At 60.7% G+C, this 14,278-nt stretch carries 15 protein-coding genes; 6 read left to right on the forward strand and 9 right to left on the reverse strand.

Annotated features, from left to right (window positions below; genetic code table 11):
- Window positions 1–243: 243 nt before the first annotated feature.
- Both PMN64_RS11815 and PMN64_RS11820 read left to right on the forward strand, forming a co-directional pair.
- The gene (locus tag PMN64_RS11815; protein WP_411780822.1) at window positions 244–717 is read left to right on the forward strand and encodes a helix-turn-helix domain-containing protein; all 474 of its coding nucleotides are present in this window, start codon (window positions 244–246) and stop codon (window positions 715–717) included.
- Window positions 718–1,036: 319 nt separating this feature from the next.
- The gene (locus PMN64_RS11820; protein WP_411780823.1) at window positions 1,037–1,318 is read left to right on the forward strand and encodes a hypothetical protein; all 282 of its coding nucleotides are present in this window, start codon (window positions 1,037–1,039) and stop codon (window positions 1,316–1,318) included.
- A gap of 217 nt (window positions 1,319–1,535) precedes the next feature.
- Here the strand turns inward: PMN64_RS11820 and PMN64_RS11825 are convergent, their stop codons facing one another.
- From PMN64_RS11825 to PMN64_RS11860, 8 genes are all read right to left on the reverse strand, one after another.
- Entirely contained in the window at window positions 1,536–2,114 is a 579-nt protein-coding gene (locus tag PMN64_RS11825) for an NAD(P)H-dependent oxidoreductase (protein ID WP_321177152.1), read from the reverse strand.
- Window positions 2,115–2,809: 695 nt separating this feature from the next.
- On the reverse strand, window positions 2,810–4,042 hold the full coding sequence (locus tag PMN64_RS11830; protein ID WP_411780824.1) for an ABC transporter substrate-binding protein: 1,233 nt from the start codon (window positions 4,040–4,042) through the stop codon (window positions 2,810–2,812).
- A gap of 96 nt (window positions 4,043–4,138) precedes the next feature.
- Entirely contained in the window at window positions 4,139–4,618 is a 480-nt protein-coding gene (locus tag PMN64_RS11835) for a flavin reductase family protein (RefSeq protein ID WP_411780825.1), read from the reverse strand.
- Window positions 4,615–5,406 (reverse strand): creatininase family protein, encoded by a 792-nt coding sequence (locus tag PMN64_RS11840; protein ID WP_028337743.1) that lies wholly within the window; start codon window positions 5,404–5,406, stop codon window positions 4,615–4,617. The genes PMN64_RS11835 and PMN64_RS11840 overlap by 4 nt, the downstream gene beginning before the upstream one ends.
- 14 nt (window positions 5,407–5,420) lie before the next feature.
- Window positions 5,421–7,316, reverse strand: a complete 1,896-nt coding sequence (locus PMN64_RS11845; protein ID WP_038378024.1) for an AMP-binding protein — start codon at window positions 7,314–7,316, stop codon at window positions 5,421–5,423.
- Between the two features lie 2 nt (window positions 7,317–7,318).
- Entirely contained in the window at window positions 7,319–8,188 is an 870-nt protein-coding gene (locus tag PMN64_RS11850) for an enoyl-CoA hydratase/isomerase family protein (RefSeq protein ID WP_028337745.1), read from the reverse strand.
- 167 nt (window positions 8,189–8,355) lie between these two features.
- Window positions 8,356–9,144, reverse strand: coding sequence for an enoyl-CoA hydratase-related protein (locus PMN64_RS11855; protein ID WP_028337746.1), 789 nt, complete (start codon window positions 9,142–9,144; stop codon window positions 8,356–8,358).
- A gap of 33 nt (window positions 9,145–9,177) precedes the next feature.
- Window positions 9,178–10,374: an LLM class flavin-dependent oxidoreductase gene (locus PMN64_RS11860; protein WP_028337747.1), complete on the reverse strand. Its 1,197-nt coding sequence runs from the start codon at window positions 10,372–10,374 to the stop codon at window positions 9,178–9,180.
- Window positions 10,375–10,704: 330 nt separating this feature from the next.
- Here PMN64_RS11860 and PMN64_RS11865 point away from each other — a divergent pair, with 330 nt between their 5' ends.
- The 4 genes from PMN64_RS11865 (at window position 10,705) to PMN64_RS11880 (ending at window position 14,066) form a co-directional block, all read left to right on the forward strand.
- Window positions 10,705–11,304: a TetR/AcrR family transcriptional regulator gene (locus tag PMN64_RS11865; RefSeq protein ID WP_018272733.1), complete on the forward strand. Its 600-nt coding sequence runs from the start codon at window positions 10,705–10,707 to the stop codon at window positions 11,302–11,304.
- A gap of 293 nt (window positions 11,305–11,597) precedes the next feature.
- Window positions 11,598–12,326 carry a LuxR family transcriptional regulator gene (locus PMN64_RS11870; protein WP_080667322.1) on the forward strand — a complete coding sequence of 243 codons (729 nt, stop codon included), beginning with the start codon at window positions 11,598–11,600 and terminating at the stop codon, window positions 12,324–12,326.
- Window positions 12,327–12,411: 85 nt separating this feature from the next.
- Window positions 12,412–13,044 carry an acyl-homoserine-lactone synthase gene (locus PMN64_RS11875; protein ID WP_028337748.1) on the forward strand — a complete coding sequence of 211 codons (633 nt, stop codon included), beginning with the start codon at window positions 12,412–12,414 and terminating at the stop codon, window positions 13,042–13,044.
- 62 nt (window positions 13,045–13,106) lie between these two features.
- Window positions 13,107–14,066, forward strand: coding sequence for a LysR family transcriptional regulator (locus PMN64_RS11880; protein WP_411780826.1), 960 nt, complete (start codon window positions 13,107–13,109; stop codon window positions 14,064–14,066).
- Here PMN64_RS11880 and PMN64_RS11885 read toward each other — a convergent pair.
- Complete coding sequence (locus PMN64_RS11885) at window positions 14,033–14,278, reverse strand: DUF2274 domain-containing protein (RefSeq protein ID WP_080667323.1); 246 nt, start codon at window positions 14,276–14,278, stop codon at window positions 14,033–14,035. The genes PMN64_RS11880 and PMN64_RS11885 overlap by 34 nt on opposite strands.

Below are 14,278 nucleotides of genomic sequence, written 5' to 3' on the forward strand. Positions count from 1 at the left end.
GGTGGCGAACCGCGGGTTACTCCCGTGCATCAACATGCGCGCGGACAACTTCTCGGGGCAACGCATGGGCTCGTGACCGTCGGCATGGACTCGGGCCATTGGGTTGTACCGGCGATTCATTGCGTATGGATACCGCCGCATCATTCTCATGCGCTGTGCTCTCATGGACCTTTCGTCGGGTGGAGCGTCTATGTCACTGAGGACTGCTGCGTGGACTTACCGGCGGCACCCAGAACGATGCAAATGTCGAGCTTGCTGCGCGAATGCGTGGCGCGCGCGGCAACCTGGTCAGATAGCGACCAAGGCTTGGCCAGAACTCATCTCACCGAGGTAATCCGTGACGAAATCGGCTCGCTTCCGCGCGAGCAATTCGGTTTGCCCATGCCAACCGATCCGCGACTGCTTCGGGTTGCCCGCGCGCTTGCGGACGATCCTGCCGATAAGCGACGCCTAGACGACTGGGCCATCCTCGCCGGAAGCCCAGTGCGGACGCTGACGCGACGATTTCCAATCGAAACCGGGTTCAGCTTCACCGAGTGGCGGCAGCGCGTACGTCTGATGCGAGCGCTGGAAATGCTCGCCGACGAAATTCCGGTGACCACCATCGCCCTCGATCTCGGCTATGAAACGGTGAGTGCATTCATCGCGCTGTTCCGGCGCACATTCGGGACAACGCCGGCGCGCTATTTTCCCCGCGCCCCAGACCGGCAGCGGTGACGCCTCCGCACGCCCGTCGTCGCTTGCCAAACCATTTTCCAGCGGGCGGAAGCGTCCAAGCCATTGTCTTGCCGTGCCGCAAGTCGAGAGACGATTTATACTGTTTCGGAAGGCGCATCATTCCATCGCTGGCCGCGGTCGACGATCGGGCGGGAACGACGCATTTGACGGTCGCCTGCAACTCCGCAGCCCTTTTTGCGCCCAGCTTTTCAAGATTGCGGATCGCGTCGTGCTTAACGCCGCTAGTCTGGATCTTGCGGACCGAGGCGTAGATCCGGGCTCATAATAATCGCGCGCCCTTGGCCCTAGGAAATAGGCCATGAAGACGATCGCAGCGTTTTCGTGGATGTTGTCGAAGCTGGTGGACACGGGATCGCTGATCTCGAAATCGACCGCTCCATCGCCGAATAAACGCGGCCTGCCCATTAGCGCTACGCTTGGCTCGCCCTACCGGTTGGCGGTGCAGAGGAGCTTATCATGCCGATCATTGAAGAAGGATCGCAGAGCGTCGGAAAGCGCGCGGTGCAATGACGCTTCTGTTGGGGAACCGAAGGGCATTTGCGAGCAACTCTTCTCTCGAGAATTCATCTATTATGGATAATCGAGTTGGCTTTGCTCTGGGTCGAAGCCATTTGATACGCCTTTTAAAGCCAGTAGGGGCGCTGCGTCTAATCCTATCCAAGATGATCTGCGGAGTTGTCAGTCACCGGCCATTTGGGTGCATACTTCGCAGAGGCGACGATCAACATCCATCGCTTGGCCCCAGCGGCTGCTGTGTGCGTCTAGTTCATGGACCGCGCGATCTTCACGTGTGCGCCCTATGCCTCAGTAGCGCCCTGATCGTCCGCCAAGGCGTCTTTCAATTGCGTGAACGCTTGTTCGACCTCGGCGAGTTGGCTGGCGAATGTGGCGGCCGGATCGATCTGGCCCGCATTGGCTACGATGAGTTCGTGGGGCAGCATGAGCGCCGGCCGAATGGCGACCGGCTTCATTTTGACGTATTGGCAGACCTGCACGAGTTGTTCGGCGCATTTGCCACCGCCGTGGCCACCGTAGCAGACGATCATCGCCGGCTTTCCGGCCCACTCCTTATAGAGGTGGTCGATCGCATTCTTGAGCGGCGCTGGATAGCCGCCATTATATTGGGGCGTCACGAACACAAACGCTGGCGCGGCGGCGACCTTGTTGCTCCATGCACGTGTACGCTCGTGCTCATACTGACCCGTGTTCGGCATTGCGGATTCGTCATCCATCGGCAGCGGCCAGTCCGACAGGTCGACGACTTCGAATGATAAGGACGTCGCGTCCCGCCCGAGCGCGGCGATCCAAGCCGCAACCTGCGGCGCAATGCGTCGAGGCCTTACGCTTCCAACGATGACGAGAACGGGTGATTGCAAGATACATCTCCTTTTGTTTCTAAGCTCGGTTTATCGGGCCGAATGCGCGCTACGCCTTTACGAGCATCGTCAGCATCCCAGTTTGCAACAGCCGGCTGGACCGATTCCCGGATACCGGGCGCGAGCTAAGGTCGGTCGGCCGATCGACTTGGCTTCTGGAACGGTGCTTCATGGCATAGCCGAATCCGCCACGACGTGAGTCCGCTGGGCCCGACGCAAACCGGGCTGACAGTTCCGCAGTTTCCCGACCCTTGCGAAGTTGCGCGAGGTCGGACCTTGCTCGTATCACCTTGACGCTTGATCTACTATGATTCCGCCACGATTAACGGTGTCATCCCACGTCTAACGGCCCGCGGCCTGATCACGAGTTACCAAGAGCCACTGGATCAGCGACGACGGGAAATCGACCTGACCGAGAAAGGTCGGCGAATAGCCGATGCCGCGATCGAGACCGTCGGAGAGATTTCCAGTGAGACATATTCCCCGCTAAGCCAGCAAGAGTTTTGAATGCTTGCGGAGATACTGAACAAGGTCATCCTTCGGTGAGAGACAAGAGAGGCTTGACGGTACGATAAGCTATCGTATGCGCACATCCGCTTAAGAAAAAGGGCCCGGCGATAGTCGGCCGGGCCAGGGGAGGAGCGGAAGACAACGTCTGCGGCCGACAGGCCGTCGATCGGATAAGAGTTCAGCAACTAACCCGCCGGACCGGCATCCTCAAGGATCGGGCCGAACAGATCCCAGCGCTCGCCGTTGAAGCGCATCATCTGCAACCGTTTGTGGAGGCGGTAGTCGGTCGGCGAGGTGTTGATCTTGATCCCAGGCAGCGCGAGGTCGCCTACGACATCCTTGAGCGAGGCCGCCTGCTTCATGACGTTGTCGCGCGTCAGGTCGTCGCCGCACTGCCGTAGTACGTAGACCAGAAGCTGGGCCGCGCCGTAACCATAGGTGTTGAAGTTCGAGCTCTTATCCCCGTCCGGATAATACTTCTCCATGAAGGTGAGATAGCGCTTGACGCCCGGATCGTCCTTCCATTGAGGATCGAGCGGCTCCTTGCCGTAGTTGGTGCTGATGAGATCCTTGGCGTTTTCAAGCCCAGCCGGTTTCAGGACGCTGCCGACCGAGCTAGCCTTCATATCGACGATCTGCACCGGATGCCACCCGATCTCGGCGGTCTTCTTGATCGCCTGCGCCGCCTGCTTCGGGGTTGCGGCGATGAAGAACAGGTCGGCGCCGGCATCCCTGATCCTGAGGACTTGCGAATCGACGATCGGATCGGTCACTTCGTAGGCAGCTTCCGCGACCACCATCTTGGCGGCCATGTCTCCGAGCCCCGCCTTGATGCCACTCAGATAGTCTCTGCCGAAATCGTCATTCTGATAGAGCACGCCGATCTTCGCGTTCGGATGCTCATTCAGGATATACTGGCCGTAGATGCGCCCCTCGACAAAGTTGTTTGGATCATAGCCCATAGTCCATGGATAGTTCTTCGGATCGGAGAACCTCAAGGCGCTTGCGGCCGCGAACAGCTGCGGCACTTTCTTGGAATTGAGATATTTCTGCACTGCTGCGTTTGAAGGCGTACCGACGATCTGGAACGTCAACAGCACCTCGTCGCTCTCGATGAGCTTGCGCACCTGCTCCACCGCCTTCGGCGGCGAATAGGCGTCGTCATACTGGATCAAGCTGATCTTGCGGCCGTTGATGCCGCCCTGATCGTTGATCATCTTGAAATAGGCAGCCTCTGTCTTGCCTATCGACGAGTAAGCCGATGCCGGTCCCGAGAACGGCACGGTCTGGCCGACCTTGATCTCCCTATCGCTGGCGCCAGGGTCGTATTTTTTCTGGGCATTGGCCGATGAAACCGAAAGCGCAACGGTCAGCACCGTTCCGGTAGCCAGACGCAAAAGCCTATTCCTCGTTCCCATTTATTTCCCCTTGCGCTTCTTCATGTGATGTCTCCTCCAGTGCATTCAAAAGACGAGATGATCGTCAGAAAGCGCTGACTGCCCTGGCTCGGTACGCTACGCGAGCCTTCCGAACTCGCTACGGTGGAAGATGAGGGGCTGCCTGCGGCTATGGACGACGACGGCATGGAGTCGGAGCAGCACGATGACGTGATCGCCCGCTTCCAACTCTTCGCGGACAGTGCAGTCATACTGGGCAATCCCCTCGGCGAGCATCACCGCACCGCTGTCGGTGATCTCGAAGGCGACGCCGCTGAATCGCTCCTGCGCCGGCCCCGCGAGTTGGCGGCACAATGCGCCGTGGTCCTCGGCGAGCACGGTGACTCCGAGGTGCTCGGCCCGGCGCAGCTCGGGCCACGTGGCCGAGCCTTTCGCGACGGCGAACGACACCAGCGGGGGTTCGAGAGAGATCGAGGTGAACGAGGAGGCCGCGAGACCCACCAGCCGCTCGTCGACCTGCGCCGCCACGGCCACCACGCCCGTCGGGAACGCGCCGAAGGCGTCGCGCAGCATCCTGTTGTCCATCTGCTCGCTCATGGATGACATGCGGCTCGCGCTCCCTGTGCAGTGGCATACGCGACGACGAGGTCGGTCACGGCGTCCAAGGCGGCGTCGCCGATCGCCTTCGAACTCCCGGCAGGGTCGCCGAGGACACCATTGGGCGAGACCGCATCGATGCCCTCGACGAACGCCCGACGCAGGAATTCCTCGTCGACCGTGCCCAAGTACCCCGCAGCCGCCCGGTCGGTCCGAACCCTCTCGGGGTGCAGGACGAGCATCACGGAGGTCTCCGCCACGTCTGCATGACCACCAACATGACTACCCAGGCCAGCGGCCGACTGCGCGGACGTCCGCCACGCGTCGAGGATCGCGGCACCGTCTCGATAGACGATGACCTGAAGCGCCGGAGCGAGCGCCGCGGCCAGCCGCGGTTCGAAGTCGCGCATGATCGGGTAATTGCCGATGTGCCCGGAGAAGAGGACGACGCGGGCGAACCCGTGCGCAGCCAGGCTGCTGCAGTAGTCCAGGCAGATCGCCTCCAGCGTCGAGGGACGCACCGAAAGCGAGCCGCAGAAGCCGAGATGGTGGGGCGAGTATCCAACCCTGACGGTTGGCAGGACCAGTGCAGCACCAAGCTTGCGGGCGATGCGGAGCGCCAGCGCATCGGCGTGATCGCTGTCCATTGATAGCGGAAGATGGGGTCCATGCTGCTCTATCGCGCCCAGCGGAAGGATCGCTGTGCGGGCACCGGCCGCGACCGCCTCGGCGATCTCGGCGCTGGTCAGGTATTCGATCCGCAGCTCACGCGGTTGCTCGGAACGCATCACGTCTCGCTCCTTTAACCCTGGAGCCGCGCCTGGTCAGCGAACTCGTTGTGCTCCGCTGAGTCGTACATCTCGTCCACAAGTGCACTGAACGAGGTGAGCACCGCAGCCCGACGGATCGTGCCCTTGGCAGTAAGCTCTCCCGCTCCAGGCGAGAGCGCACGTGGCGCGATACGGAAGTCCTTGAGCTGAAGGGGACGCGCAAGCTCGGCGTTGAGATCCTCAATCTGCTTTCGCAAGCCCTCGTGCAGCGCGCCCCGGTCGAGCTTGCTGCCATTCTCAGTCGGCCAGATGAGGACGGTGAGGTATTTCCGGCCGTCGCCGACGACCACGGCTTCCTCGATAAGAGAGCTGGCCTTGAGGCGCACTTCGGTAGGCTGCGGATTGATGGTCTTGCCGCCACTGGTGACGATGATGTCCTTGGCCCGTCCGATAAGCTTGACCTCGCCGGAGGCGTCGATCTCGACGAGGTCGCCGGTGCGGTACCACTCCCCGTCCATCACGTCCGCGGTCGCCTCCGGGTTGTTCCAGTAGCCGCGGAACAGCAGGGGCCCCTTCACCAGCAATTCGCCCTCGCTACTGACCTTGATCCCAAATCGCGGGTTGGGCATGGCCTTGCCTACGGTCCCAGGGGGTGGGAAGGCGCGGTCCCACTGCGCGAGGACCCAGCCGCACGTCTCGGTCGTGCCATACATCTCGCGCAAGTCCACGCCCCAGAGCTGCCACAAGGCATGCACTTCAGGCGTCATCGCTCCCGACGCAGTCCAAGCGACGTTGACCCGGTCCACACCCAACTTTGCGCGTAGCGGCAGAAACACCTTTTCCTGGGCTTGGTCGTGGCGTGCTTGCAGCTCGGCAGGCACGTCTTCGCCGCGGCGACGCGCGGCCGCAACCTCGCGCGCCACGACCATCGCGTCCTCATAGGACTTCTGGAAAGATGCCGGCGCTCCTTTGATCGCGGCCAGCGCCACGCTGAGCAGCTTCTCGTGCAGCCGCGGCGGCCAGACGATTCCCGTAGGACGTACGCCGCGGAGGACATCCGAGAGTTGGTCGAGGCGGCAGAAGGTCACCACCGCGCGGGTCATGATCGGCACGTAGACGCCGGACATGGCCGGAGAAACATGGGACAGGCCCAGGAAGCTGAGCGAGTCCCGGCGCGTGGCAACTAACTCCGGGTTGAGCACGGCCGAGCCGAGGACGGAGTACTGCAGGGTGCGGTGGGTGTGGATGACCCCTTTGGGTGCTCCGGTGGAGCCGGAGGTGTAGAATAAGGCTGCCGGCTGATCGATGTCCCCGCCGAGGAGGCGTTCGTCGAACAGCGTCGGGTTGGCCGCGTCATGGGCTCGACCGGTCTCGCGCAGTTCGGCCCACGTCCTGCTGACGATTGTTTCGGGCAGCTCCGACTGGGAGCCATCGAAGCTGATCACGGCTCGCAGCGTGGAAAGCTCTGGCGCCACCGCGGCGACCTTCGCGACCTCGTTGTCATCAGCGACAACGATGGCGACGGCTTCGCTGTGCCCGACCAGTTGCCTCACTTCAGCAGCGGAACTCATGGGGTAGACGCCGACCGGGATCGCTCCGGCCGAGAGGATGCCAAGCGCCGCAATCACCCACTCGCCCCGGCCCGGCGCCATGATGGCGACTCTGTCCCCGGGCGCGACGCCGAGGGCAGCCAGTCCGAGCGCAACCTCGCGTACGGCCCAGGCGTACTGCGCCCACGTGGTCGGGATCGCGCGTGTGCCGTCCCACTGGCAAAATGCGACCTCATCGGGTTCAACCTCAGCTCGGTCCTGCACCATCTGGGCGAAAGTTCGCTCGACGGCCTGGAAGTTGGCGACGCCGATGTCGGTGACGCCGCTCAGGACTGGCACCTGCCGTGCGCCGGCAGTGTGGACGGAATTGGTGGCCATGGTCATCGCTCCGAACCGTGCAGACCTAGCGGCCTGGATGTGGTGAGGTTTGGGGCTGGCGCCCCTTCGTCTGAAGGCTGCGACGACGCCCGCGCCTGTCTCCATCCTTCGCGGAGGCCTCGGGCCACGGGGTCGTTGAACCACGAGGTGGCCTTGGCCAGCGTCAGCTCGGCCTGACGTTGATCAACGACGTCGTCGTAGTCGTTTACGGCCTGCTTAAGCGCCGCATAGAGAACAGGTGCTCGGCGGCCGGCCTCTCGGGCCCGGTCAAGCGCCTCCGCCACCAGTCGCGCAGGCTCGACAATCGCGTCGACGAGGCCCCACCGTGCCGCCTGCTCGGCGTCAACGAGCTCACCGTTCAGCAGCAGGTCACGTGCGCGCCGCATCCCGATCAACCGGATGAGGCGCTGGATTCCCTTATCCGCGGGCAGAAGGCCGTGTCTGATCTCGGGGAATCCGAACCGGGCGTGAGGCGTCGCGAGTACCACATCCGCGAAGAGCGCGTACTCCACGCCGCCGCCGACACAGTCGCCATTAATGGCGGCGATCACCGGCGCCGGGTATCGCTCCATCGAGACAAGAAGGTTATGGAAACCCTGCATTCGGTCTTCGACCGGGTCCGCGGTGGCTCCGTCAGCTTCCTTGATGTCACCGCCGGCGCAGAAGAACCGCGTCCCGGCACCGGTGATCACTATCGGCGCCGGGTCGCTCTGGCCACGATCCCGGAACAGCGCCGTCATAGCGAGCAACAGCGTGCGGCTCAGGGCGTTCGCCGGAGGCCTGTCGAGCGTCGCGACCACGACGCCGTCGTAGTCCGCCGTCCATAGCCCGGCAGCCAGATCGTTTTCGTGCCGTGCGGATAGAGCCGTCATCGGATTTCTCTCGTGTCTGATTGCCTCGGCCGGTGGCGGAGCCACCCTCGCCGTGAGTCGAGGGAAGGCGCGGCGACCGCTTCTCGCTGAACGCCTGCCAAACTTCGATTTAGCGGGGTATCGTGATGCACCGGAGCCGGGCACCGCTGCATCGCAGCCGGCTCACGTCAGCTTTTGCCTTCCGCGAAGCGCTTGCGTTTCTCCCGAAACGCCGCGACGGCTTCTTTGCGATCGGGACTCTTGAAGGTCAGCGCCTCGAGGGCCATCGCGGTGTCGAGATTGAGATGCACCTGCTCCTTGAGCAGCTTGTTGACGCTGTATTTTGTCCAGACGATCGCGTTTCGGGGACCGCTCGCGAGCAGTTCGGCGTATCCGATCGCATGATTGAGAACAGTACCTTCCGGCACGACCTTGTTGATCATCCCTGCAGCCGCCGCGTCTTCCGCCGAAATGAAGTCACCTGTCATCAAGAAATGCTTGGCCCGCGCCGGACCCAGAAGAAGCGGCCAGATGACAGCGCCCCCATCTCCGGCGACAACGCCGGCCGTAACATGCGTATCGGCGAAACGGGCGCTCGGCTGGGCGAAGATGACGTCGCAAAACAGGGCGAGCGTGGCGCCCAACCCGACCGCCACGCCGTTCACGGCAGCGATCACGGGGGACTCGACTTCGAGGATGTTCCTGATGAGATGCCGGCCCGAGCGCGTGGGCGATATCGGATGCCCGCCGGTATCAAGCGCGTTCTGATCGCCCCCTGAACAGAACCCGCGACCAGCGCCGGTGAGCACAATGGCCTTCACCGCGGGGTCGTTATCAACGTCTACGAACACCTCCTCCAGCGCGGTATGCATGGGCCAATTGATGGCATTGAGGATTTCAGGCCGGTTCATGGTTATTACGGCCACACCGCTCGGACGCATCTCTACGAGCAAGCCTTCATATTTTTTGTCTTTCATTTCAGTCTCCAGTTTTTCAGATAGGCGGCAGGCCTAAGCCGCAGGATTGCGGACGGCGCCATCGACTGTCCCGGCGGCCGCCCTGGCGTTCTCGAAAGCCTCACGCTCGGCATAGTGAGCGGGGCGGGCGGCGCGGATGTCTGCAAGGATCGCATCGGACTTGCGCACGACGGACCGAGGGTTTTTGAATCTCGGGATGACGTACTTGCCGAACAGCTCGATCGACTTCATCAGCTCCTTGTGCGGCATGCCGTCGATGCGCAGCGCGAGCGCGTCGATGCCCATGTCGACGTACCGCTGGACCTGCTTGGCGCAGGTCTCGACGTCACCGACGATGAAGCTCCCCGACTCGTCGAACAAATAGCGCTCGTTCTTGAAGTCGATATCCTTGATCTTGCCGAGCGATCCGTAGTCGGCGGACAGCTTCGACAGCCGCTCATAGGCGTCGATGGACAAGGCGACGCTATGGGCTAGCGTTGTCGCCCACTGCTCGGCCTCCTCGTTTGTATCCGCGCAATGCATTCCGCCGGATATCACTGCCACCTTCTGCGCCTGCACGGGGTATGCGTGCTCGGCGCTCGCAAGCTCCTTGTCATAGAGCTCGGCCGACCTCTGCACCGACGCGAATCCGCTATACCCGCCACCCATCATGGCGCCGATGCCCATGCGCGCCGCGGCGGTGACCGATTGCGGGCTCGAGGTCGCCATCATGATCGGCGGATAGGGCAGCGTCACGTGCTTGGGCGTCAGGCTGCGCGGCGGAATCTTGTAGTGCTCGCCGACAAAAGAGAAGATGTCGTTCGATAGGGCCCGGCGAATAACCTCAATGCCCTCCATCTGCTGCGCCTTGGTCTCCTCGGGGTCGACCTCGAAGGCGCGCAGCGCGAGGGTGGTGTTGCCGCGGCCAACGGCAAGCCCGACGCGGCCGTTCGACAGGATATCCTCGGTCGCCAGTCGCTCCGCGACGCGCAGCGCGTGATTGATCTTCTTGGGAAGCGGCGTGATCAGGTGGATGAACTGGATCCGACTGGTTAGCGCCATCATGTACGGGTAGATCACCTCGGGAGCGGAGGTCGAGGCCGTGCCGATCGCGAAATGCTGTTCGGAGCACCCGAACGCGTCGAATCCGACTCTCTCCGCCAGAATTACTTCGTCGATGAGCTCGCGATAGCGGTGCGCGTGGGTGTGTCCCGGCTGGGTCTCCCCCTCACTGAAGAAGATGAACCGCATGCGTTGTGCCTCCTTCGGGACCACAATGTTAATCTGAGATAACTTTATGGCCGGCAATCGCGTCCTGTCAACAACCTTTCGGCGCCGACCATCTAGAACCGTTCTTTGCGATATTTGCTCTGTTACCGATATAATGGCCGATAAGCGCGCAATGGAAAATATTCAGCCCCTCGCCTTAGTGATCTGGCGGCGGCCTAGAAAGTGAATATAGATTTACATGAGGATAAAATGAGATGTTCACATGATCCGTTCATTGAGCTCGGGACAGACGATGCTGGCGCGCAGGATGACGCGGTGCTTCGCGCCCGCCACGTGGTACGGTGCGCCTCAATGAATATTCAGCCATTACCGATCAAGCGGGCATACAGCAGCGGGCGGCGCGAGCAGTTGATCGCGGTCGCTGCTGAGCTCTTCCTGCAGCACTCATATGACGCGGTCACAGTTGAAATGATCGCTGCGCGCGCCGGCATCACTGGTCCTGGATTGTATCGTCACTTCCAGAACAAGCAGGCAGTCCTGATCGCGGTTCTGGAGGAACCGACGCAGATCGTGCACGAGGTTGCGAAACGGATCGCGGAGACGACGAAGGACCCAAAGGCCGCCATGATAGCGATGGTCGAGTCGCACATCCGGCTGATCCTTAAAGGACCACCAAGCACGCTGATCTTCACCAAGAACGAGCACGCTCTTCCCGAACACGACCACAGACGGATCCGGCGCGAGATGGCGTTGTACGCCGAAGAGTGGATTTCCGTGATAATCCCGCTGCGGCCCGACCTGTCCGAACCCGAGGCACGACTGCTGACCCAGGCCGTGTTCTCCATGCTCAACACGGCTGCGACGCTTAGGAAGGGCCTCGACGAGGAGTCGATCTTCTCCACTATGCGGCAGGCCGCGCTGCACGCGCTGCTCGGCCGCGGCGACCTCTGATCTACACCTGTTCTGCCGGCGCAAACCCTATCGATCAGGCGGTCCTCGCGGCCGCAGAAACCCACGCACTAGCCATGGCTTCACATGGGAGATCGCACTGTGATTGGCGCGTCCCGCGCGGGCCAGGTTTTGCCTAATTTCCTTCGTCGCTAGCTACGGAGGCGTGTGCTGCTTGGCGTTAGCAGGCTTTTCTTTAGGTCCGGCGGGCCAGGCGTGCTCAAGCGTAACACCGCGACGACGCTACGGTGAGCCGCCTACAAGGCTTCTGCGCATACCGGTCTAAGGGAAAGCATATGCATAGTGTCTTCCAAGAATTCATTGATGCAATAGTAGGCGCCGAAGATGCCGAAGGCTTCTCCAACGCGCTGGCGAAAACAGCATCAGCTTTGGACCTATCGTGTTTCGCTTATCTCTCTCTCCAGAGCGAAGAAAACAGGAAGCCCCGACTCATCTCAACATATCCAACGCGATGGACGACCCATTATCTAGACAAGAAGTATCAAGTCATTGATCCGGTCATTAGAGAAGCCCTTCAGAGCCCGGAGCCCTTTCGATGGGGAATCGATTTTCGATCACGAACAAATTCAAAAGAGCAACTGCGACTATTCGACGAAGCCGCGCAATTCGGAATTCGGTTTGGCTTCACGGTCCCCATTCACGATGGGCATGGGCCAATCTCCGCATTGACTTTCGCTACTGACGAGAGCCGGCCGCAGTTCGATAAATGCATTGATTCGTACACGCATGTCCTTCAACTCATGGCGATGTATTTTCATGCTCACGTTCGTCGCAAGCTCGGAAGCGAACGCGGTCTCGACGGAATTCGACTGTCGCGCCGCGAAGTAGAATGTTTGGAGTGGGCGGCTCGAGGAAAGAGCTCTTGGGAGATCGGCTGCATTCTCGGTATCTCGCGCAACACAGTTGCGTATTACTTAGAGAATGCGAAGGAAAAGCTCGGCGTTCGCACAATCACGCAGGCGGTGACGCACTTGGCGGCTGCAAATAGAAAAAAGCAAAATTAGGGTGCCCTCCCCCTACAACTACAGGTGATGATTTGAGGCGATAATCGCGCTTCAAAGAAGGCTATTCATCACTTCTGGAGGGATTATGATCCAGTTGATCACACCACCTTCGTACGGAGAGCTTTCCGACACCCTCGTTGAGATGCATCGGTTGCGGCATCGTATCTTCAAACTGCGCATGGCATGGGAAGTTGAGACCAGCGGCGACATGGAGATCGACGAATTCGACGCGCTGCATCCTGACTATCTAATCCAGGTGGATGAAAACGGCCAAGTGCAAGGTTCCGTACGCCTGCTCCCCACGCTTGGCCCGACCATGCTTCGCGACACCTTTCCCGCGCTTCTCGAAGGTCAACCCGCGCCGTCAACTTCGCTAATATGGGAAAGCAGCAGGTTCGCTATCGACATTGCAGCCGACGCCCCCAAAGGAAATCACGGCATAACTCGCGCCGCATACGAGCTGTTTGCCGGAATGGTCGAGTTCGGGCTCTCACGACAACTCACTGATATCGTTACTGTCACAGATATCCGAATGGAGCGAATCCTTCGACGGGTCGGTTGGCCGCTGCGACGCATTGGCAATCCGGCCACAATCGGCAACACCGTGGCCTTGGCGGGTTACCTCGCGATTTCGAGCGAAGTTCTCCGGAATCTCCGTAAGGCCGGAGGTCTTTCGACACCGACTCTCTGGACGCCAGTAATCTTCGCTGCCGCCTAAGATAGAAGTCCTCGCCTGGATTGGGGACTTCCTGTCTTGTGGTTTGTTACCGAGCTTCGAAAATGACAGAAACCGGGATCCGACACGATCGGCGGAACACAGCGAGCGCGATTGACCTGCAACAGCTTCGATACGCTGTGGTTGCCAGCGACCACGGGAGCTTTCGACGAGCCGCTGATGTCCTTTCGATCAAGCACACTGTCCTGAGCCGATCCATCGGTCAGCTTGAATATCTGGTTGGGACTTCACTATTCGAGCGCTCCAGCGGAGGAATCAAGCCCACTATCGCTGGCCAAGCGGTTTTGCGAATTGCGCGGCTGATCCTGGAACAGGTCGACATACTCGTTGAAACCGGTAGGTCTGGTGGTCGCGGCGATACCGGCCATCTTGCTATTGGCTTCTACACGTCCGTGTCTACCGGCAATTTGCGAGCGACGATAGGTGAATTTAAGAAGCGGCTCCCGCAGATCGAATTGGCAACGATGGAACGTTCTCGCTTTCATCTGATGACCGCGCTGCGTAACGGGACCGTCGACGTCGTCGTTAGCCCTGGACTTCTGGCTTCAACGGACGTCAAATCACTACTGCTGTGGAGCGAGCGTATCTTGATCTCGTTGCCTCAGGATCACTGCCTAGCGGCGTGCGAGACCATCTATTGGGCAGATTTGCGTAACGAAAAGATACTTCTAAGCAAGATTGATCCTGGACGAGAGCTCGAGGATCTCCTGATTTCGAAGCTCGCCTCACCTGACGACCGGCCCGCAGTAGAGCGCCACGACGTAAGCCGCGGCATTATCAAAAATCTGACGAGTATGGGCATGGGGGTTAGTCTGGTGATGGAATCGGATATCGGCGCAAATTTCGCTGGGCTTGTGTACCGGGAATTGCACGACGGGACGGGACCTAGCCGGGTGGACTTCTTTGCGCATTGGCGCGATGACAATGAAAATCCGGCTCTAAACCGTTTCCTCAATCTGTTGGCAGAGCGCTATGCCTCGCTTCCCTCGGCTCTCGAGAGGTGACCGGCTCGTCTCGCCTTTGCAAATCCGCGGTCCGTAGCCATAAAGCGCGCCAGCATCGGTGCGATCAGTTTCGCCGGATCGATGCGCTGCCCGCTTTCGCTTGCCAAGGCCTCTGCATAGGCAACGAGATCCCGATGTACTGATGCCGGTAGTTCAGTGGCGACTTTGACCGGCTTGTCGTCGAGCAGTGCTGCTATTTTAAGCTTGGGCAT

It is taken from the genome of Bradyrhizobium sp. UFLA01-814, from assembly GCF_046718885.1.
Lineage (GTDB): Bacteria > Pseudomonadota > Alphaproteobacteria > Rhizobiales > Xanthobacteraceae > Bradyrhizobium > Bradyrhizobium elkanii.